Consider the following 19850-nt stretch of genomic DNA (forward strand, 5'->3'; position numbering starts at 1 on the left):
TCAGATCCTGACCTGGACGGCGCCGGCGAGGCGGTCGTGGAGGCCGCGTCCGTCGCGGTCCCAGATCAGGGCCGGGATCGCGAGGCAGACGAGCACGCTGCGGAGCACCACGCGGGGGAAGCCGAGGCGCCCGCCGTGCACGGAGGCCACCCGCAGACCGAAGAGCCGCTTGCCGGGGGTGAAGCCGACCGTGCCGACGGTGAGCACGCTCACGGCGAACAGGATGACCAACGCCCAGTTGCCGGTCGCCTGGTCGTAGCCGTGCGTGACGAGGCCGTATGCGATCAACATGCACAGCGCCCAGTCCACGACGAGGGCCCCGATCCGCCGCCCGGGGCGGGCGATCGAGCCCGGCCCCTCCTCGGGCAGACCCAGCTGCTCCCCCCGGTAACCGAAGTCCACACCGGCGTCCTCGGCCGCCGCGCGGGGTCCCGAGAGCCACGATCCCAATGCTTGCCTGTTGTCCACGCGTCCACGGTACTGTGCCCGCTTTTGATCACTTCGGCCTGGGTGCGGACCGGCCCGCCGCGACGCCCGTCACACGCGCGCCGGTTAACTTGGGCGAAACAAATGGGTCATGCTTGAGAAATCCCGTCTGCCTATGGTCGGGTCCAGCGTGTGCCACCGCACTGGCCGCACGACCGAGCTGCAACCCCGCCCCTCCCCGGGCCGGGAGTAGGAGGAGTTGGATGTTCCAGAACGCCGACGAGGCCAAGAAGTTCATCAAGGACAACGACGTCAAGATGGTCGACGTCCGTTTCTGTGACCTTCCGGGAGTGATGCAGCACTTCACGATCCCGGCGACGGCGTTCGACCCGTCCGACGAGCTCGCCTTCGACGGTTCGTCGATCCGCGGTTTCCAGGCGATCCACGAGTCGGACATGGCCCTGCGCGCGGACCTGTCGACGGCCCGCCTGGACCCGTTCCGCCGTGACAAGACGCTGAACATCAACTTCTTCATCCACGACCCGATCACGGGCGAGCAGTACAGCCGTGACCCGCGCAACATCGCGAAGAAGGCGGAGGCGTACCTCGCCTCCACCGGCATCGCCGACACCGCGTACTTCGGCCCCGAGGCGGAGTTCTACGTCTTCGACTCGGTGCGCTTCGAGACCTCGGCGAACCAGGGCTTCTACCACATCGACTCCGAGGCCGGCGCCTGGAACACCGGCAAGGTCGAGGACAACCGGGGCTACAAGGTCCGCTACAAGGGCGGCTACTTCCCGGCCCCGCCGGTGGACCACTTCGCCGACCTGCGCGCGGAGATCTCCCTGGAGCTGGAGAACGTCGGCCTCCAGGTCGAGCGCCAGCACCACGAGGTCGGCACCGCCGGCCAGGCGGAGATCAACTACAAGTTCAACACGCTGCTCGCCGCGGCCGACGACCTGATGCTCTTCAAGTACATCGTGAAGAACGTCGCCTGGCGCAACGGCAAGACCGCGACCTTCATGCCGAAGCCGATCTTCGGCGACAACGGCTCGGGCATGCACGTCCACCAGTCGCTGTGGTCGAACGGCGACCCGCTCTTCTACGACGAGCAGGGCTACGCGGGCCTCTCGGACACCGCCCGCTACTACATCGGCGGCATCCTCAAGCACGCCCCGTCGCTGCTGGCCTTCACCAACCCGACGGTGAACTCCTACCACCGCCTGGTGCCCGGCTTCGAGGCCCCGGTCAACATGGTCTACTCGCAGCGCAACCGCTCCGCGGCCATGCGCATCCCGATCACGGGCTCGAACCCGAAGGCCAAGCGCGTCGAGTTCCGCGCGCCGGACCCGTCCTCGAACCCGTACCTCGCCTTCTCGGCGCTGCTCCTCGCGGGCCTCGACGGCATCAAGAACAAGATCGAGCCGGCGGAGCCGATCGACAAGGACCTCTACGAGCTGGCTCCCGAGGAGCACGCGAACGTCCAGCAGGTCCCGACCTCGCTCCCGGCGGTCCTCGACGCCCTGGAGGCGGACAACGAGTACCTCCAGGCGGGCGGTGTCTTCACCTCCGACCTCATCGAGACCTGGATCGACTACAAGCGCACGCACGAGATCGCCCCGATCCAGCTGCGCCCGCACCCGCACGAGTTCGAGCTCTACTTCGACCTCTAAGCCGTACGCACGCACCGGCGCGGCGAAGGCCGCCACCCCTCGCGAGGGGTGGCGGCCTTCGCCGTTCTCCCGGGGTGCACGACCGGGTCGGGACGCGGCCTCTCCGGCGTCAGCGGCCGTAGCGGATCAGGGTGCGGACCATGCGGCAGGTGGTGTCGGAGGGCGGGTGGATGCCGAGCTGCTCGGCCGTGGTGCGTATCTTCGCGTTGCCGGCCTTCGCGGGGTCGTAGACGCCCGAGTCGAGCAGGGCGATCGCGAGGCGCATCGCCTTCAGGCGGCGGTTGTGGCTGACGTACCACTCGCGGGGTCGGCCCGCGGGGAGCGGCTGCTTCCGCAGGGGCTTCCAGGGTTCGAGGGACAGCGTCCGGATCGTGGCGACGGCCATGGGCGACCTCCTGGCGAACGGTGGGTGCGGGCCCTCCCCGGGACCCTCACCTTCACTCATGATTTTACCCGTCACCACTGACAATCATCCCTGGCCAGACCGGGTTTGAGGCTCTCGGCGGGTACCGTTCGCACCATGGAGATCTGGATCAATCCCGCCTGCTCGAAGTGCCGCGCCGCCGTCGAGCTGCTCGACGACGAGGGCGCCCGGTACACCGTGCGCCGCTACCTGGAGGACGTGCTGACGCCCGACGAGATCCGGGCCGTTCTGGAGCGGCTCGGGCTCGAGCCGTGGGACATCACCAGGACGCAGGAGGCCGACGCCAAGGAGCTGGGTCTGAAGGACTGGCCCCGGGACGAGGCGAACCGGGACCGGTGGGTGGAGGCGCTCGCCGAGCGTCCCCGGCTGATCCAGCGGCCCATCATCACGGCGGACGACGGTACGGCGGTGGTCGGCCGGTCCGAGGAGGCCGTACGGGACGCTCTGGGGCGGTGAAGCCGGGCGAGGGGGCAGGGGGCCGAGGAGGAGACGGGGGTGACCGCGTGACGGCGGGCGGGTGGAGCGACGCGGCCGAGGTGCTCGGGGCCGACCTGCATCTGGAGCTGACCGGGGCGGGGAGCCGGCGGGCGGTGCTGATCAGGGCGTTGCGCGAGGCCGTACGGAGCGGGCGGCTGGAACCCGGGACGCGGCTGCCGCCGTACCGGTCGCTCGCCGCCGATCTGTGTCTCACCCGGAACACCGTCGCCGACGCGTACGCCGAGCTGGTCACCGAGGGCTGGCTGACCTCGCGTCAGGGGTCGGGGACGCGGGTGGCCCGCGGGGCGGTGGCCGTGGACACGAGGGCCACGGGCGACGGGACCCGGGCGGGCGGGGCGCCGGTGCCTCCCCTTCCGTACGACCTGGTGCAGGGCAAGCCGGACCCCGCCGCCTTCCCCCGCGCGGCCTGGCTGGCGGCGGCACGGCGGGCGTTGACGGCCGCGCCGCACGAGGCGTTCGGAATCGGCGACCCGCGCGGGCGGGTGGAGCTGCGGCAGGCGCTCGCCGGATACCTGGCGCGTGTACGCGGGGTGCGGACGGGCCCGGACCGGATCGTCGTCTGTTCGGGCGCGGCGCACGCCCTGCGGCTGCTGGCCCGCGCCGTGCCCGGGCCCTGGGCCGTGGAGTCGTACGGACTCCCCTTCCACCGGCGGCTGCTCGCCGAGGCGGGGATCCGCACCCTGCCCGTCGACGTCGACGAGGACGGCGCCGACGTCGGGGCGCTCCCCGGGGGCGTCGGCGCGGTGCTGCTGACGCCCGCACACCAGTTCCCGACAGGGGGACCGCTCCTGCCCGACCGCCGGGCGGCCGTCCTCGACTGGGCGCGGGAGACCGGCGGACTCGTCGTCGAGGACGACTACGACGGGGAGTTCCGCTACGACCGGCGGCCCGTGGGCGCCCTCCAGGGCCTCGCCCCGGACCGCACGGTGCTGCTCGGTTCCGTCAGCAAGAGCCTGTCCCCCACCCTCCGGATCGGCTGGATGGTGCTGCCCGCGCCGCTGGTGGACGCCGTCCTGGCGGCGAAGGGCGAGCGCGAACCGTACTCCTCCGCCACCGAACAGCTCACCCTCGCCGACTTCGTCGCCTCGGGCGCGTACGACCGGCACGTCCGCCGGATGCGCCGGCATCACCGCGGGCGGCGCGACCGGCTGGTGACGGTGCTCGCCGAACGCGTGCCGCAGGTGCGGGTGACGGGGGTCGCGGCGGGGCTGCACGCCGTCGTGGAACTGCCGGCGGGGACGGAGCGGGCGGTGGTCGAGGCAGCCGCCCGTCACGGGGTCGTGGTGGAGGGACTTGGCGGGTTCCGGCACCCGGAGGCGGTCGGGGCGGCGCGGGCGGACGGCCTGGTCGTCGGCTATGCCACGCCCCCCGAGCGGCTGTACGGCGCCGCCCTCGATGCCCTGTGCACGGCTCTGCGGGAGGTCCTGGGCGACTGAAGGACCGCCTCCGATTGAGCGGAACGGGCCCGCTGCTCGTATCTGACGCCACAGGAACCGACAGGAAACGAACGGAGCCTCACGTGTCACGCAGGAGAACGCTCAGCCGCAGGAAGAAGCTCACGCTGGTGGCCGGTGCCCTCGTACTCGTCGGCGGCACGGCGGTGGTGCTGACGGGTACGAGTCAGGCCTCGGCCGCCTGCGACGGTATGGCCACCGCACTCGCCAACAACGAGCGGTTCATCGCGGACCAGCGTGCCCGGCCGGACGCGCTGTCGGCGGCCCGCATCGCCAACCGTGAGGCGGTGATCGCCGAGATCCGGCGGCAGCAGGCGGCGGCCGGATGCGGCGCCGAGGCCGGGGGCGCGGACGAGGCCGCGAACGGAGGAGGGAACGGCAACGGCAACGGCAAGGGGTACGGAGCCGGGAACGGAAAGGGGAACGGGAACGGAGCCGGGAACGGGAACGGGATGGGGAACGGCGGTGGGGGTGACGCCGACGACGGTGCGCAGACGCAGGCTCCGCCGGCCGAGGCCGATCCCGCGCCTCCCGCCTCGGCGCCCCCGGCCGACGGGGCCGGTGACGTCGTCTGCGCCGGGTCCACCGTCACCCTCTCCGGCGAGGCCGGCGCACCGGCAGCGTCCAGCGGCGAGTTCCCTCCCGGCACGCGGCTCAGGGTGACCAACCTCGACAACGCGAAGTCGATCACCGTCGAGGTCACGTCGGCCTCCGGCAGCTGTGTGCTGCTCAACAACGAGGCCTTCGAGCAGGTGCGCGAACCGGGGAAGTTCCTGATCCGCAAGGCCCGGATCGAACGCGTCGGCTGAGCCTGGCCGGTGGTGGCGCCGGCGGCGACCGGCGGCGCCACCACCGCCTCCGCCTACGCCTCCGACGCCGCCTTCGTCTCCGCCTCCGTCAGGATCTCCGTCAGCCGCAGACCGAACCGGGCGTCGCACCCGTGCGGCGCCCCCGTCCGCGCCGACGCGAGGAGCGCGGCGATCGCCCCGCCCAGCGCCCCCACGGCACCGTCCCAGCCCGGCATGACCGCGCGTCCCCGCTCGCCGTGCAGCGTGAGCGCGGCCTCCGCGGCCCCCGGCGGGGCGCTCAGGGTGAGCGTCGCCGTGCTGCTCGCACCCGAGGTGTGGCGCAGGACCAGGTGGCGGGTGTCCGCCGGGCCGCGTACGCAGCTGATGTCCGTGACGTCACCGAGCACGGGGAGGTAGACGGAGAGCACGTGCGGGCCGACGTCCCACAGGCCGCCCTTCTCGCGCCGCCACGGGGAGGCCGCGTACGCGCTCGTCGAGCCGGGGGCGAAAAGCGAGCCCAGCCAGTGCGCCTCCCCCAGGAACCAGCCGCCGGCCGCCGCCTGCTCGTCGATCCACCGCGCCGTCGGCTCCGCGAACCGCAGCGTGCAGAAGACGACCGAGGCCACGCCCGCCTTCTCGACCGCCTCGGCCACCTCCCTGGCCGCCGCGACCGTCGTGGCCACCGGCTTGTCGAGAAGGACGTGGCAGCCGGCGGCGGCCGCCCGCGCCGCGAGCGGCGCCTGGATGTCGGGCGGCAGTGCGAAGGCCACGGCGTCGCTCGCCTCGAAGAGGGCGTCGACGTCGTCGTACGCGCGCGTGCCGCACGCCTCGGCGATCCCGGCCGCCGCCTCGGGCCGTCTGCCCCACACCCCGCTGAACTCCACACCCTCGTGCGCGGCGAGCGCGGGCGCGTGGGTCCGCCCGGCCCAGGGGCCGGTGCCGAGGAGTCCGATACGGGGCGTGGCGCCCGGAAGCTTCGTCATGCCCCCAGTCTGCCGGTCCCCGCCGACAGCGGGCCCCGGCGGGTGCGGCCGCGGACCCGGTGGAGCGGTCCGGCCACCGGCCGGGTGGCGGGCGAGGTGCTGCGAGGTGTGGGCGGACGCGCCTGGACCCGGAGCGCGGACGCGCGCCGTCCGGGTGAACCCCCGTATACGACACACGGGGTGGTGAGCCACGGCGGCCGGCGCCGCACGTGCCGACGGCGGGGATCAGGGGTGCGGAGGGTCCGGCGGCGCTGGTGGAGACCGCTCCGGACGTATCCGGACCGGCGGACGGAGCCGTTCCCGAAGGGGGTCCCGATCCGGCCCGCTCCGCCCGGCCCGCACCGGCTGCGGCCGGCGGGGACGTCGGCCGGACGTCGGGACGGGTCGGAGCCGGTGGAAGGGCCGAGGGTTCCGGGGCTCGGGGAGTCGCCGCGGGTCTTCGGGGTCCACGCCGGGCGGTGCGGGCCGATGCCGTACGTCGACGACTCCCCGGGGGCCGCCTTCGCCGTCCCGCTCCCGGCCGAGGAGCGGCACCTCGGCGAGCCGGCCACCGACCGCACGGGGCGGACAGCCCGTCCGCGGGCGTTCCGGCTCTCCGGAAGCCAGGATCCGTCGCGGTCGTCCGCCGCGCCGGTTCCGCGGCGCGGACGCGCACCCCGGGCGCGCGGCGGAGACGCTCGGCATCGCGTACGCCGAGGTCGCGCGGTGGGTCGGGGCGGCCGGCCCCCTCTCGCCGCCGCACGCGCGGGTGATCGCACAGCGTCCGCGGGAAACGCAGGAAGGCTGAGTAACACGGGGTTCACAATCGGGCAACGGGCGGGAAATCCCGTGTTGCGAAGCTGCGCGCAGACACCGAGCACGACACCGCAGCTCTCGCAGCGTCGCGAGCCGCCGCGCGTCCCCGCAGCAGCATGCCCAAAGGATGAGGCCCGTGACCTTCAAGGCTGAGTACATCTGGATCGACGGCACCGAGCCGACCGCGAAGCTTCGCTCGAAGACGAAGATCATGGCGGGTTCGGGCGCCACCCTCGCCGAGCTTCCCATCTGGGGCTTCGACGGATCCAGCACCAACCAGGCCAAGGGCCACGCCTCGGACCGCGTCCTCAAGCCGGTCTTCGTCTGCCCGGACCCGATCCGTGGCGGCGACGACATCCTGGTGATGTGCGAGGTCCTGAACACGGACATGACGCCGCACGAGTCCAACACCCGTGCCGCGCTGGCCGAGGTCTACGCGAAGTACGCCGCGCAGGAGCCGATCTTCGGCATCGAGCAGGAGTACACCTTCTTCGACGGCGAGCGTCCGCTCGGCTTCCCGGTCGGCGGCTTCCCGGCGCCGCAGGGCGGCTACTACTGCGGTGTCGGCGCCGATGAGATCTTCGGCCGCGACGTCGTCGAGGCGCACCTGGAGAACTGCCTGAAGGCGGGTCTGGGCATCTCCGGCATCAACGCCGAGGTCATGCCGGGTCAGTGGGAGTTCCAGGTCGGCCCGCTGGCGCCGCTGGAGGTCGCGGACCAGCTGTGGGTGGCCCGCTGGCTGCTCTACCGCACGGCCGAGGACTTCAAGGTCTCGGCGACGCTGGACCCGAAGCCGGTGAAGGGCGACTGGAACGGCGCGGGCGCGCACACCAACTTCTCGACCAAGGCGATGCGCGAGGGCTACGACGCGATCATCACCGCGGCCGAGTCGCTGGGCGAGGGCTCGAAGCCGCTCGACCACGTCAAGAACTACGGCGCCGGCATCGACGACCGCCTGACGGGTCTGCACGAGACCGCCCCGTGGGACGAGTACTCCTACGGCGTCTCGGACCGCGGCGCCTCGGTCCGCATCCCGTGGCAGGTCGAGCAGGACCAGAAGGGCTACATCGAGGACCGCCGCCCGAACGCGAACGTCGACCCGTACGTGGTGACCCGCCTCCTGGTGGACACCTGCTGCGAGGCCCTGGAGAAGGCCGGCCAGGTCTGATCCGCACCGCACGACGCCGAAGGGCGCCCGCCGTGACCACGGCGGGCGCCCTTCCGCCTTTCCGGGCCCGGCACTTGGGGCCGCGGCCGGCCTGGGGAAGTGTCGGGCCCCTCGCCGATCCGGCCGGTAAAGCGGGGTCGGGAGGCATTCCCGAGTAGTATACTAGGGATATGGCCATCACTCAGAACGACATCGCGACGGGTCGTCACGACCTCGAGCCGTTCTGGCCTTCCCGTCAGCACCACGACTTCGACCGGTGCTGTCGGCGCGTGAGGAACGCGTCGGCCCTCTAAAGCCCCGATCGGTACGGTCCGATCCCCGGCCTTCGGCCCACGCGCACGACGTACGACGCCTCCCCGTCCGTTCCCTCGCGCGAAATGAGCTGATCCGTCATGGCCCCCACCCCGAGCGCCTCCCTGAGTACGCCCCTCACCGCCGTCCGTCCCGGACGTCACCGACTCCGGGCCGTCGATCCGAACGAGGTCGCCGAACTCTCCCGCGTGGCGGAGTTCCTGCCGCCCGGCGCCACGCTGCTGCCCGCGCCGCCGCACACCCTGCCGACGCTGCCCGGACGGCCCCCGATGGTCGGGTACCTCGTCCTCGTCCCGGCCGACCAGCAGGTGGCGGTGCCGTCCCCGGCCGGTGAGCCCCTGGCGGCAGCGGAGACCGTCGCCGAGCAGGGGCCGGTCACCATCGACGGCGCCCAGCGGATCGCCGTCGTCGACGGGGAGCCGCTGGACCTCACGTACCTCGAGTTCGAACTGCTCGCCCACCTCGTCGCCCACCCCCACCGGGTGCACACCCGGGACCAGTTGGTGACCACGGTGTGGGGGTACGGGCATGTCGGCGACGGCCGGACCGTGGACGTCCACGTGGCCCGGCTGCGCCGCAAGCTGGGCGCCGAGCACCGCCACACGATCCAGACCGTGCGGCGGGTCGGCTACAAGTACACGCCCTGATCAGGCCTCACGGGTGAGGTCCCGGTCCCGGGACCTCACCTTCGTCACGGCTCCGGCCGCGAGGTCGGCCACCAGGAAGGCGAGCAGGCTCAGGCCGAGCAGCGGCACGAACCAGCCGGCCAGGGCGGTGACCGCGAGCAGCGGCAGCAGCATCGTCGGCGGCACGCTCCGCCACGCCCCGCGCGCGGCCGGGCGGCCCGGGCGGCGCAGCCACCACATGCGGTAGCCCGAGACGATCAGCACGATGAGCGCGAGCGCCAGGGCGGCGAGTGCCAGCTGGTTGAACAGGCCGAGGAAGACGCCCATGTGGGCGTCGATACCGAAGCGGGTCGCCTGGGCCAGCACCGGGTAGTCGGCGAACCGGAGTTCGTCGATGACCGTGCCGTCGGCCGGGTCCACGGCCACCGAGTCCAGGTGGACGGGGAACCGGGCGTCGGTCTCCTTGACGACATAGCCCTTGCCCTCGGAGGGCAGGGTGACGGCCGTCGGCCCCTCGATGCCGGCCGCGCGGGCCGCCTCGACCGCCTTGTCGATGCCGACGTCCGCGCCCCGGGCGGGTGCGGCGTCGTGGCCGGAGCCGTGGCCCGCGTGCTCCCCGGACCCGCCGGCGGCCGCGCCGTCGAGCGCCGCGGAGACGGACGGGGTGGCGCCGCCGAGCTGCGCGCGGACCGTGTCGATGTTCTCACCGGCGTACCGCGACCAGGTCAGACCGGTGGCGGAGAGCAGCAGGAGTCCGGCCACCGCCGCCAGGCCGATCGTGCCGTGCCAGGAGAGGGTGCGGCGGCGGGACTTCGGTCCGCGTTCCGGTACGAGCAGGGCGCGGCGGTTCTTCCGGCGACGGCCGAGCCAGAGGGCCAGGCCGCCGAGCGCGACCACCCAGAGCCAGCTGGCGGCCAGCTCGCTGTAGTGGCGGCCGAGGTCGCCGAGGTGCAGATCGCGGTGGAGTTCGTCGATCCAGGTGCGCAGCGGCAGCGCTCCGGAGCCGCCGTAGCTGGGCAGTTGTCCGCGTATCTCGCCGGTGTAGGGGTCGACGAAGACGGCGAGGGACCTGCCCTCCTCGACGTCCGGGTCGGCCATCAGGACCCGGGTGGTGGCGCCGGGTTCGGCGGAGGGCCAGACGGCGGTGACGGTGCCGTTCGGGTTCACCTTCGTGGCGGCGTGGACCTGCTGGGACAGCGGCAGGGTCCGCTCCCCGACGGGGACCTCCAGTTCGTGCGCGTACAGCACCTTCTCCGCCTGGAAGGAGAGGGCGTAGAGCAGGCCGCTGGTGGCGGCGACGAGCAGGAAGGGGGCGATGAGCAGGCCGGCGTGGAAGTGGAGGCGCAGGACGAGGGGGCGCAGGGCGCTCCAGCCCCGCGGCCGCGAACCGTGGCCGGAGCCGGACTCGGCGGCGGGCCGGTGGGGGGGCTCGGTGACCGGCTCGGTGCCGGGGTCGGCGAGGGCGCCGCCGGCGGTCTCGGTGGTTCTCGGTTCGGCCGTGTCAGGGCGTGCGGGATCGTCGATGGTCATGACTGTCCTCGGAGTCGGTGTCGACAGGGGGAATCGGCCCCCGGGTCAGACGTGGACTCCGAGGGCGGTGGCGCGGGGTGCGGACAGCCGGGGCGGGCCGCGCCGGGAGAGGGTGTGCGCGAGGACGACGCCGCGCAGCCGGTGGTGGTGGTGCGGACGCGTGCGGACAGGTCGTGGGCGCGGTGGAACCGGTACGGGTGCGACGGCGAGCAGCAGCCGCAGCGGGGTGAAGGTGCGCGCCGCGACGGCCCGGGCGAGGGCGAAGAGCGCGGCTTCGCCGTGGGCCAGCCAGAGGCCGCAGATCACGGCGGCGAGGAGGTGCGCGGCGAACATGCCGACGGAGGTGTGGCCGGTGACCGTCTCCAGGGCCGTGTCCAGGAGCGTGTCGGCCGTGGGCGCGTCGCCCACGGCGGGACCGGCCGCGGAGGTGTGCCCCACCGGCGGCCGCCCCATGAGCAGGTGGTCCGTCGGCGTGTGCGCCGAACCGGTCGCGCCCGCGTGGGTGTCGGCGGCGGCGTGCGACTCGCCCCACGCGAAGACCAGGTGCAGCGCCGACTGGACGGCGAGCAGGCCGGCGCCGATCGCGAGGGGCCCTCGGCGCCGGCCGCTCGCCGTCCAGGCCAGGGCGGTCGTGCAGGCGAATGCGACGTACAGGCGGCCGGGGTCGATGTCGTGCGCAGACATGGACGAATGCCCCACGGCGGCCAAGGTCACGCACACCGCCGCGAAGAGGGCGGCTCGCAGGGCGCGTACCGGCGACCGGGCATCCGTCATGGTCCTGACATGGTGCCATCCCGCCGTCCGGGGCGGGAGACCACCGGCCGCGTCCCGCCGGGACGCCGTCTCCCCCGCCGGCTGTCGCCCCTGCCGGACGGCCTCTCCCCCGTCACCGGCCGCGTCCCGCCGGACGGCCTGCCCCGCGTCCCTGACCGGTTCCCCTTTCCTCCCGTGGCGGAACGGCTGGGGGAACGGCCCTGCCCGGGTGCACAGTCGTGGCATGAGACTTCTGATCTTGGGTGGAACGGAGTTCGTCGGACGGGCCGTGGCCGAGGCCGCGCTCGCTCGCGGCGCGGAGGTGACGGTCTTCCACCGGGGGCGCCACGAACCGCCGGACGGTGTCCGCACGCTGATCGGCGACCGTACGGCGCCGGCGTCCGAAGGGCTCGCCGCGCTCGCCGACGGGGAGTGGGACGTCGTCGTCGACACCTGGTCGTCGTCGCCTGCGGCGGTGCGGGACGCGGCGCGACTCCTCGCCGACCGGGCGGGGCGGTACGTCTACGTGTCCAGCCGCTCGGTCTACGCCTGGCCGCCGAAGGCCGGTCTGGGCGAGGACGGACCGCTGGTCGAGGGGGATCCGGACGCCGGTGAGGTGCCGTACGCGGAGGCCAAGCGGGGCGGCGAGCTGGCGGCGCTCGACGCCTTCGGCCCCGACCGGACCCTGTTCGTCCGGGCGGGGCTGATCGTCGGCCCGTACGAGAACGTCGGCCGGCTCCCCTGGTGGCTGGGCCGGATCGCCCGGGGCGGCCCGGTCCTCGCGCCGGGACCGCGCACACTGCCGCTCCAGTACATTGACGTGCGCGACCTCGCCGCGTGGACGCTCGACGCCGCCGGAGCGGGGCTTTCCGGCCCGTACAACCTGGTCTCGCCTCCCGGGCACACCACCATGGGCGACCTCCTCGACGCCTGTGTCCAGGTCACCGGTTCGGACGCGGAACTGCGCTGGACGGACCCGGAGACGATCCTGGCGGCGGGCGTCGAACCCTGGTCCGACCTGCCGGTCTGGATCCCACCGGGCGAGCTGTACGACGCGATGCACACCGCCGACGTGTCGAAGGCCGTCGCCTCGGGGCTGCGGTGCCGGCCGGTGGCGGAGACGGTCGCCGACACCTGGGCATGGCTGGAATCGATCGGCGGCGCGGCACCCCAGCGGCCGGACCGTCCGTCGCTCGGTCTCTCCGCGGAGCGGGAGGCGGCTCTGCTGGCGTCGTGACGTCGCACCGATGTCCGATCGGAATCGGGTTGAACACCCGGCGCGTCCCGTCCGTATAGAGCCGCATGGGACGCACACGAAAACGTTCGACACGCGCGAAGCGTGTGGTGGCCGCCTCCGTCGCACTCGTGCTGGGCGGAGGCGGACTCGTCGCCGCCAATGTGTACGCCTCGGCCGGTGAGAGCCGGGGCGATCCGGCCGCGGTCCGGGCCACGCCGCTCTCCACGATCGACTGTCCCGACGTGGGCGAGGAGCTGCCCGAGGTGCCCGGGTCCGTACGCGGCGCGGTGGACAGGGAACTCGCCACGCTGGACAACCAGATCACCGTCGCGTACCAAAGGTTCGCCGACAACAAGCAGCGGGCCGAGAGCGATCCGGGCTTCGCCGAGCAGCAGATCCTGACCCCGCTGAAGAACGAACGCGTCAACATTCTCCAGCGCATCAGCCTGATGCTCCAGCAGCCGTCGATGGAGGGCCTCGCGCCGTGCACCCTGCGCGCCGACGACGAGGACCCCGCGGAGGGCGGCCAGGAAGGCGGGCAGGACGACGGCGAGGAGGGTGGGCAGGAGGAGGAGCCGGGGCAGGCCGGCAACGGGCCCGAGGCCTCGGACTTCGTCGACATCCAGTCCGTACCGCCGAACGTGAAGCTGCCCCGGCAGCGCAGCGGCGCCTCCCGGGGCACCTTCACGACGAACTGCGGGCGGAACGAGAACGGCAAGTTCAACCCGGACAACGTGATCGTGGCCCCGGGCGTGAGCAACGGCGCGCACCACATGCACGACTACGTCGGCAACCAGGCCAACGACGCCTTCGCCGGAGACGACGATCTCGCCAGGGGGCGGACGACCTGCCGCAACCAGGGTGACCGTTCCACCTACTACTGGCCGGTGCTGCGGCTGCAGAACGGGCAGGCGGAGGACGACGCCGAGGCGGACGGCGGCGGCAAGGACCAGAACGTGGGCGAGATCCAGACCCCGGCGCAGGTCACCCTGAACTTCGTCGGCAGTCCGGTCTCCAAGGTCACCGCGATGCCCCGCTTCCTGCGGATCATCACCGGGGACGCGAAGGCGTTCACGAACGGCGACGCCAACGCCAACGCCTCCTGGTCGTGCACCGGTTTCGAGGACCGTCAGCTGAAGGACAAGTACCCGATCTGCCCGCAGGGCAGCAAGGTGGTGCGGACGTTCCGCTTCCAGAGCTGCTGGGACGGGCAGAACACCGACAGCGCCAACCACCGGACGCACGTGGCCTTCGCGGATCCGGCCTCGGGCCGGTGCGGCAACGGCTTCCGGGCGATTCCGCAGCTCGTGCAGCGGATCGTGTACGACGTGCCTCCGGGGCCGGGGTTCGCCGTCGACTCCTTCCCCGAACAGCTGCACAAGCCGATCACCGACCACGGCGACTTCATCAACGTCTTCGACCAGCGCCTGATGAAACGGGTGGTGAGCTGCCTCAACGATGGACGCCGCTGCACCTGACCCTCACGGGTGCCCCCCGGGGCGCCCCTGACGGTGTCCCCCGGGGACGCCCTCAGGGGCGCCCTCCGTCGTGGTTCTCAGTGGTGCCCCTCGGCGTGGGAAGGGCTCGCGGAGTGCGAGGAGTGCGGCGCGTGCGGCTCGGTGGTCTCGACCTGACCGCCGAGCCGTCCGCGTACGCGCTCCACCGTCCGCTCGTCCCCCGCCACGGTCCACTTCCGGCCCACGAGATAGGCGCCGCCGTAGTCCTTGGCCTCGTTGATCCACTCGCGCTGGCCACGGTCGCTGGCGAAGGTGAGAAGGACGTACGTGCCGTCGCCCGTCGCGCACTTCGCCTGGCGCAGTTCGGCGGCGTCCGTCTGGAGGTCGGGCTCGCACTCGGCCTTCGCGGCGATCTGTTCCAGGGTGCCGGTGGCCTCCTCGGGGGCCTCGCCCCCGGCGCCGCACCCGGCCGTCACCAGCACCGCGGCGGCCAGGACCGCCGCCTCCACCGTTCGCCGCGTACGCATCACCATGGGCTCATCCTGCCCCTCCGGCCCTCCGTTCGGGGCCCGAACGCCAGGAGTGGTGGAATCCGATCGATTACGGTTTGGTACGAAAAGGACCGATCCGGAGGAGTCGACGCCATGCCCGCCATTCCCGCCGCCACCGTCGCCAACCTCCGGGACCTCGGCACCCTCCCCCTCGGCGAGAACCGCAGCGTCCGTTCCGGCCGGATCTTCCGCTCCGGCCGGCTCGACCGGATGGACCCGGCCGACCCCGTGGTGGCCGGACTGGGCATCCGGACCATCGTCGACTTCCGGACCGCCGCCGAGCGCGCCGACCGGCCGGACCACGTCCCGGACGGCGGGCGGCTGCTCGTCGCGGACGTGCTGGCCGACCATCTGGCCGCGAGTGGCCTGCCGCCCGCGGCCCGGCTGAAGACGCTGCTCGCCGACCCGGCGCTGGCCGAGGAGCTGCTGGGCGGGGGCAAGGCGCGCGAGGCCTTCGTCCGGACGTACCGGGCCTTCGTGGCCAGCGACTCCGCCCGCGCCGCCTACCGGGCCTTCCTGATGGAGCTGGGCGATCCGCACACCGGTCCGCTGCTCTTCCACTGCACGGCGGGCAAGGACCGCACCGGCTGGGGGGCGACGATCGTGCTGTCCGTGCTCGGCGCGGACGACGAGACGGTGATGACGGAGTACCTGTCGGTCAACGCGGCCGTCCGGCAGGCCTTCGCCCCCATGATCGAGGGGTTCACGGCGCAGGGCGGCGACCCGGAGCTGGCGCTGGCGCTCATCGGGGTCGTACCGGAGTACCTCGCCGCGGCGCTCGACGAGGTGGCGGTCCGGCACGGCTCGATGGAGAAGTACGTACGGGAAGGGCTCGGGGTGCCCGACGACGTGACGGCCGTGATCCGCGAGCGGCTGACGGTCCACGGGGCCTGAGCGGCCCGACGCGCCCCGCGAGCCCCGGCCTCAGGGCCGTACGGCCGGGGTGACCATCGCATGATTCGCTCGTTCTGCTGAACGTGACCACCCAGGAACTCGCCACCTCCCCCCACGGCCCCGGGCGGCCCGGCCCCGGTCCCGTCGACGTCGAGCAGGCGGAGGCCGCCCTCGTCGAGCACTACCCCCGGCTGGTCCGGATCGCGTACCTCGTGCTGCCGCCCTCGCTGGGGCGCAACCGGCGGGTGCTGACCGCGCACGCCCTCGTCCAGCGCTCGCTGCCACGCCGCCGCGTCTCCGGCGGTGGCGTCCCGGCAGCCCGCCGCCCGGAGGACGCCGTCGACCCCGGGTACGCGTACGTACGCGGCGCGGTGCTGCGCCAGGCGCTGGTCGCCGGGCTGCCGTTACGGCGCCCGGCGCTGCCGCGGCGGGCCCAGCTCCCGCCGCTGCTGCCGCACGTATGGGGACTCCGGCTGTTCCCGCGGGCCGGCGGCGCCGACGAACTGGCCCTGGACCAGCGGCTCTCGGCGCTCTCGGGACCGGCGCGGGCGGCCTACGTCCTGCGCGGCCTCGAACGCCAGGGCGACCCGGAGGTGGTGCGGGTGCTCGCGGCGGCGGGCGTGCCGGAGGCGGACGCGCGGGCGGCGCTCGTGGAGGCGGACGGGGTGGAGGCGGCGGGAGGTGTCGGTGCGGCCGCGCTCCTCGACTCCCCCGAGTTCGACCCGTGTTCGCTCCAGGCCAGGCCGACGGATCTCATGCGCCGCCGCCAGCACGGCAAGGCGGCCCTGGCTGCCGCGGCGGCCGTGGTGGTGTGCGGGACGCTGCTCGGACTGCCCGGGGACGGCTGGGGCAGAAACGGTGCTGCGGCGCCGTCGTACGCCCGCAACCCGGCGGCGGAGGCGGCCCTGGACCCGGAGGGCCTGAAGCGGGTCCCGGCGGGTTTCTGGCAGCGCTCGACGCGCAGGGACTTCTCGGTGTGGCCGGAGCGCGGGGGCCTGGCCGGGGACCGGGCGCTGCTGCGCCGGGCCCTCGCGGTCTGGGCCCGGCCCGGCGGGTCGGTGCAGACGTCGGCGACGCCCGGCACACCGGCGGGGCCGCCGATGGGCTCGCCGCAGCTGCTGTACGCGGGCGAGGTCGACGGGGCCCGGGTGGTGCTGTTCCACGACGGGTTGCGGGCGGTGCGGTACGCGGAGCCCGCCGGGGGAACGAACGGGGCGGCACTGGACTTCGCGCGGACGGACGGGGCGGACGAGGTCGGCTCGTCGGCGCTCGTGGTCTCGCGTGCGGCGGGCAACGTCCGCTATCTGACAGCGCCGTGGGTGCGCGAGACGGCGGTACGGGACCTGCTCGCGCCGTCGAAGGAGCCCTGGCCGCTGGAGCGGGACGCGGACGGTCTCACCCGTGCGCTGCCCAGCCCGGTGGCGGCGCGGGGGTGCACGGTCTGGAACACCCTCCAGCTGCGGGACACGGCGGGAGTGCGGCTGCTGACCGACCTGGGCGAACTGGCCCCCGCCCGGCTGACGGCGGGGCCGCCGACCGCACCCGTGGACGCGACGGGCGAGGAGGCGCGGACGGCGTGGGCGCGGACGGCGTGCGGCCTGACGGCGGTCCGTTCGCACGGGGTCAGGGCGGTGAACTCCTGGCGGTTCGCCGCGCAGCGGCTTCCGGAGGACGGGGGCCGGGCCGCCTGGCTGTGCACCCGGGCGGAGACGTGGCGCGGCACGGGCGGCAGGGTGCTCGCGCAGTTCCAGGCGTCGGCCGGGGCTCCGGCGGCGCTCGTGGCGAAGGCCGAGGAGACACCGGCCTGCGGGGTGCGTGACCCGCGGGTGCTGGCGGGTGTGCTGTGGCAGGCGAAGAGCGGACAGTGGTACGTCCTGGCGGCCGGGAGCGAGGACGTCGCGTCGCTGACGACCTCGGGGGGTGTGGTGGGCCGGGCGGACGGGCACCTGCTCGCGCTGAAGGCGAGGCCGGGCGCCCGGGCGGATCTGCGCGGCACGCTGAAGGACGGCACGCCCGTGGGGGCGCTGCGCTGAGCGGCGGTGCCGCTCAGCTCGTCGTCCGGCATCGACCGGTGTCCCCGGACGTCCCGAGACGTCCGCGGGGCTCCACGGGCGCCGACCGGGCACCGGCCAGGCGCCCGACCACCCGCGACCAGGCGAGGACCAGCCGCGCCCAGGCGGCGGGATCAGGCGCCTCCCAGGCGCCGGCCAGGCCGGATCGCGGGTGAGGCCCGCCGTGGGAAAAGCCGGTGCACGACCCTGTTGCCAACCGCTTACCCCTCAGTACATTGACGCCATGTCTAATACGCAGCCTGCACCGGTGGCGTCGGAGCACATCGAACTCAAGGCCCGCAAGGTCTCCTTCGCCTGGGAGGAGACCCCGCTCCACTGGGTGCCCGGCGACCCGTTCACCACCCACACCATCAACGTGCTGCACCTGCTGCTCCCGGCAGGCGAACGCTGGTTCGTGCACGTCTACAAGCAGGTGCTCCCGCTCATCACCGACGACAGGCTGCGTGCGGACGTCATCGGCTTCATCGGACAGGAGGCCGTCCACTCCCAGGCGCACGACGACGTCCTCCCCCACCTCAAGAGGCTCGGCCTCGACCCCACGCCGTACACCGCGCAGGTCGACTGGTTCTTCGAGAAGCTGCTCGGCGACCGGACGCTGCCGCCCGGCAGGCCGCGCCGCTGGTGGCTGATGGAGCGGGTCGCGCTCATCGCCGCCATCGAGCACTACACCGCCTTCCTCGGCGACTGGGTGCTCAACGCCGAGGAACTCGACCGCCGGGGCGCCGACCCCACCATGCTGGACCTGCTGCGCTGGCACGGCGCCGAGGAGGTCGAGCACCGCTCGGTCGCCTTCGAGCTCTTCACGCACCTCGACGGCGGCTACCGTCGCCGCGTCCGCACCTGGGCGACCGCCTTCACCGCGATGGTCTTCCTCTGGCAGCGCGGCACCCGCTTCTTCATGGAGAACGACCCCACCCTCACCGACGGCAGGGCGTCGGTCGGGCAGCTCGTCCGCAAGGGACGGGAAGGGGTGCTGCCCTCCACCCCCGACCTGCTGCGGTCCATCCCCCGCTACCTCAGCCGCGCCTACCACCCCTCCCAGGAGGGAGACACCGCCCAGGCCGTCGCCTATCTGGCGAACTCCCCCGGCGCCAACGGAGGTCGCTGACCATGCCCCGCCTGCGTACCGTCGTCCTCGTCGCCGGGACGGCCCTCCTCGCCACGCGCGCCAAGCGCGCCGTGCGCCGCCGCATCGAAGCGGCGCCGCTCTGGCCGATGCCCGCCCTCGAGGAACCGGTGTCGGGCCGCGGCCGCCTCGCCACCGTGACCCGCAGGGTCCTCGTCACCCGGCGCACCGAGCCCGCCGAGGGCGTGGTGCGGCTCCGTCTGGAGGGCACCGGCCTGCCCCGCTGGCAGCCCGGCGCCCACCTCGACCTGGTCCTGCCGTCCGGGCGGGTGCGCCAGTACTCGCTCTGCGGGGACCCCGCCGACACGGACGCCTACACCGTCGCCACCCGGCTGATCGAGGGGGAGCGAGGGGGCCGGGGCGGCTCGCGCGAGGTCCACGAACAGCTCCGCGAGGGGACGGAGGTCGAGATCCGGGGGCCGCGCAACCGCTTCCCGCTCGTCGACGCCCCCGCCTACGTCTTCGTCGCCGGAGGCATCGGCATCACGCCCGTCCTGCCCATGCTGCGCGACGTGGAGGCGGCGGGCGCCGACTGGCGGCTGCTGTACTGCGGGCGCTCGCGCGCCACCCTGCCGTTCCTCGGCGAGATCGAGCGGCTCGCCGAGGCGGGCGACCGCCTGACGGTGGTCGCCGAGGACGAGTCCGGCCTGCCCGACCTCGGCTTCCTCGCGGACGTCCCGCCCGAGACGGCGGTGTACTGCTGCGGCCCGGACGGACTGATGGACGCGGTGACCGCCGCCCTGCCCACGGGCCGCCTCCCGTATCTGGAGCGCTTCTCCCCCGCCGCCCCGGCCGCCGGGGGCGCCTTCGAGGTCGAACTGCGCCGCTCGGGGCGGACGGTGGCGGTCGGGCCGGAGCAGTCGGTGCTGGCCGCGGTGCGGGCCGCGGTCCCGGGGGTCCCGTACTCCTGCGAGCAGGGGTTCTGCGGGACCTGCCGCCAGGGGGTCCTGGAGGGCGAGGTCGACCACCGGGACGAACTGCTCACCGACGCCGAGCGCGCCGACTCGATGCTGCTCTGCGTCTCGCGGTGCGCGGGCGAACGGCTGGTCCTCGACCTGTAGTTCCGGCAGGTGCGGCAGGTCC

Annotated in this window: 18 protein-coding genes; 12 read left to right on the forward strand and 6 right to left on the reverse strand. The window is 73.6% G+C overall.

Going from position 1 to position 19850, the window contains the following annotated elements:
* Positions 1 to 468, reverse strand: coding sequence for an RDD family protein (locus tag ACZ68P_RS02045; protein WP_471001158.1), 468 nt, complete (start codon positions 466 to 468; stop codon positions 1 to 3).
* A 221-nt stretch (positions 469 to 689) separates the two neighbouring features.
* Between ACZ68P_RS02045 and glnA the strand changes: the two genes are divergently transcribed.
* Entirely contained in the window at positions 690 to 2099 is a 1410-nt protein-coding gene (gene glnA, locus ACZ68P_RS02050) for a type I glutamate--ammonia ligase (protein WP_391140845.1), read from the forward strand.
* Between the two features lie 109 nt (positions 2100 to 2208).
* Here the strand turns inward: glnA and ACZ68P_RS02055 are convergent, their stop codons facing one another.
* Complete coding sequence (locus tag ACZ68P_RS02055) at positions 2209 to 2484, reverse strand: hypothetical protein (RefSeq protein ID WP_365722073.1); 276 nt, start codon at positions 2482 to 2484, stop codon at positions 2209 to 2211.
* 135 nt (positions 2485 to 2619) lie between these two features.
* On the opposite strand from ACZ68P_RS02055, the gene ACZ68P_RS02060 reads away from it, so the two are divergent.
* The 3 genes from ACZ68P_RS02060 (at position 2620) to ACZ68P_RS02070 (ending at position 5284) form a co-directional block, all read left to right on the forward strand.
* Positions 2620 to 2979 carry an arsenate reductase family protein gene (locus ACZ68P_RS02060; RefSeq protein WP_471001162.1) on the forward strand — a complete coding sequence of 120 codons (360 nt, stop codon included), beginning with the start codon at positions 2620 to 2622 and terminating at the stop codon, positions 2977 to 2979.
* A 47-nt stretch (positions 2980 to 3026) separates the two neighbouring features.
* Positions 3027 to 4457: a MocR-like pyridoxine biosynthesis transcription factor PdxR gene (gene pdxR / locus ACZ68P_RS02065; RefSeq protein ID WP_471001165.1), complete on the forward strand. Its 1431-nt coding sequence runs from the start codon at positions 3027 to 3029 to the stop codon at positions 4455 to 4457.
* A gap of 83 nt (positions 4458 to 4540) precedes the next feature.
* Positions 4541 to 5284 carry a hypothetical protein gene (locus ACZ68P_RS02070; RefSeq protein ID WP_471001168.1) on the forward strand — a complete coding sequence of 248 codons (744 nt, stop codon included), beginning with the start codon at positions 4541 to 4543 and terminating at the stop codon, positions 5282 to 5284.
* Positions 5285 to 5337: 53 nt separating this feature from the next.
* Here ACZ68P_RS02070 and ACZ68P_RS02075 read toward each other — a convergent pair whose 3' ends face one another.
* Positions 5338 to 6246, reverse strand: a complete 909-nt coding sequence (locus ACZ68P_RS02075; RefSeq protein WP_471001171.1) for a Gfo/Idh/MocA family protein — start codon at positions 6244 to 6246, stop codon at positions 5338 to 5340.
* Positions 6247 to 7177: 931 nt separating this feature from the next.
* Here ACZ68P_RS02075 and glnII point away from each other — a divergent pair.
* Together glnII and ACZ68P_RS02085 are read left to right on the forward strand one after the other, a co-directional pair.
* Positions 7178 to 8209: a glutamine synthetase gene (gene glnII, locus ACZ68P_RS02080; RefSeq protein WP_471001174.1), complete on the forward strand. Its 1032-nt coding sequence runs from the start codon at positions 7178 to 7180 to the stop codon at positions 8207 to 8209.
* A gap of 392 nt (positions 8210 to 8601) precedes the next feature.
* Entirely contained in the window at positions 8602 to 9168 is a 567-nt protein-coding gene (locus tag ACZ68P_RS02085) for a winged helix-turn-helix domain-containing protein (protein WP_471001177.1), read from the forward strand.
* Here ACZ68P_RS02085 and ACZ68P_RS02090 read toward each other — a convergent pair whose 3' ends face one another.
* Complete coding sequence (locus ACZ68P_RS02090) at positions 9169 to 10677, reverse strand: PepSY-associated TM helix domain-containing protein (protein ID WP_471001181.1); 1509 nt, start codon at positions 10675 to 10677, stop codon at positions 9169 to 9171.
* Between the two features lie 45 nt (positions 10678 to 10722).
* Positions 10723 to 11361 carry a hypothetical protein gene (locus ACZ68P_RS02095; protein ID WP_471001184.1) on the reverse strand — a complete coding sequence of 213 codons (639 nt, stop codon included), beginning with the start codon at positions 11359 to 11361 and terminating at the stop codon, positions 10723 to 10725.
* 313 nt (positions 11362 to 11674) lie between these two features.
* Here ACZ68P_RS02095 and ACZ68P_RS02100 point away from each other — a divergent pair, with 313 nt between their 5' ends.
* Positions 11675 to 12667, forward strand: coding sequence for an NAD-dependent epimerase/dehydratase family protein (locus ACZ68P_RS02100; protein ID WP_471001186.1), 993 nt, complete (start codon positions 11675 to 11677; stop codon positions 12665 to 12667).
* A gap of 65 nt (positions 12668 to 12732) precedes the next feature.
* The gene (locus ACZ68P_RS02105; RefSeq protein ID WP_471001189.1) at positions 12733 to 14145 is read left to right on the forward strand and encodes a DUF1996 domain-containing protein; all 1413 of its coding nucleotides are present in this window, start codon (positions 12733 to 12735) and stop codon (positions 14143 to 14145) included.
* A gap of 77 nt (positions 14146 to 14222) precedes the next feature.
* Here the strand turns inward: ACZ68P_RS02105 and ACZ68P_RS02110 are convergent, their stop codons facing one another.
* Positions 14223 to 14651 carry a hypothetical protein gene (locus ACZ68P_RS02110; RefSeq protein ID WP_471002392.1) on the reverse strand — a complete coding sequence of 143 codons (429 nt, stop codon included), beginning with the start codon at positions 14649 to 14651 and terminating at the stop codon, positions 14223 to 14225.
* A 117-nt stretch (positions 14652 to 14768) separates the two neighbouring features.
* Here ACZ68P_RS02110 and ACZ68P_RS02115 point away from each other — a divergent pair, with 117 nt between their 5' ends.
* The 4 genes from ACZ68P_RS02115 (at position 14769) to ACZ68P_RS02130 (ending at position 19828) form a co-directional block, all read left to right on the forward strand.
* A complete protein-coding gene (locus ACZ68P_RS02115) occupies positions 14769 to 15569 on the forward strand; it encodes a tyrosine-protein phosphatase (protein ID WP_471001192.1) in 801 nt (266 codons plus the stop codon).
* Positions 15570 to 15652: 83 nt separating this feature from the next.
* Positions 15653 to 17602, forward strand: coding sequence for a hypothetical protein (locus ACZ68P_RS02120; RefSeq protein ID WP_471001195.1), 1950 nt, complete (start codon positions 15653 to 15655; stop codon positions 17600 to 17602).
* A gap of 262 nt (positions 17603 to 17864) precedes the next feature.
* Complete coding sequence (locus tag ACZ68P_RS02125) at positions 17865 to 18749, forward strand: metal-dependent hydrolase (RefSeq protein WP_471001197.1); 885 nt, start codon at positions 17865 to 17867, stop codon at positions 18747 to 18749.
* Positions 18746 to 19828, forward strand: coding sequence for a PDR/VanB family oxidoreductase (locus ACZ68P_RS02130; RefSeq protein ID WP_471002395.1), 1083 nt, complete (start codon positions 18746 to 18748; stop codon positions 19826 to 19828). The genes ACZ68P_RS02125 and ACZ68P_RS02130 overlap by 4 nt, the downstream gene beginning before the upstream one ends.
* Positions 19829 to 19850 lie beyond the last annotated feature (22 nt).

It is taken from the genome of Streptomyces sp. NPDC036822 (assembly GCF_055609145.1).

Coding starts and splice junctions, on each gene's coding strand:
- glnA (WP_391140845.1), top strand. CDS start 690: ATGTTCCAGAACGCCGACGAGGCCAAGAAGTTCATCAAGGACAACGAC.
- ACZ68P_RS02055 (WP_365722073.1), bottom strand. CDS start 2,484: ATGGCCGTCGCCACGATCCGGACGCTGTCCCTCGAACCCTGGAAGCCC.
- ACZ68P_RS02060 (WP_471001162.1), top strand. CDS start 2,620: ATGGAGATCTGGATCAATCCCGCCTGCTCGAAGTGCCGCGCCGCCGTC.
- ACZ68P_RS02075 (WP_471001171.1), bottom strand. CDS start 6,246: ATGACGAAGCTTCCGGGCGCCACGCCCCGTATCGGACTCCTCGGCACC.
- ACZ68P_RS02085 (WP_471001177.1), top strand. CDS start 8,602: ATGGCCCCCACCCCGAGCGCCTCCCTGAGTACGCCCCTCACCGCCGTC.
- ACZ68P_RS02090 (WP_471001181.1), bottom strand. CDS start 10,677: ATGACCATCGACGATCCCGCACGCCCTGACACGGCCGAACCGAGAACC.
- ACZ68P_RS02095 (WP_471001184.1), bottom strand. CDS start 11,361: ATGTCTGCGCACGACATCGACCCCGGCCGCCTGTACGTCGCATTCGCC.
- ACZ68P_RS02100 (WP_471001186.1), top strand. CDS start 11,675: ATGAGACTTCTGATCTTGGGTGGAACGGAGTTCGTCGGACGGGCCGTG.
- ACZ68P_RS02105 (WP_471001189.1), top strand. CDS start 12,733: ATGGGACGCACACGAAAACGTTCGACACGCGCGAAGCGTGTGGTGGCC.
- ACZ68P_RS02110 (WP_471002392.1), bottom strand. CDS start 14,651: ATGCGTACGCGGCGAACGGTGGAGGCGGCGGTCCTGGCCGCCGCGGTG.
- ACZ68P_RS02115 (WP_471001192.1), top strand. CDS start 14,769: ATGCCCGCCATTCCCGCCGCCACCGTCGCCAACCTCCGGGACCTCGGC.
- ACZ68P_RS02125 (WP_471001197.1), top strand. CDS start 17,865: ATGTCTAATACGCAGCCTGCACCGGTGGCGTCGGAGCACATCGAACTC.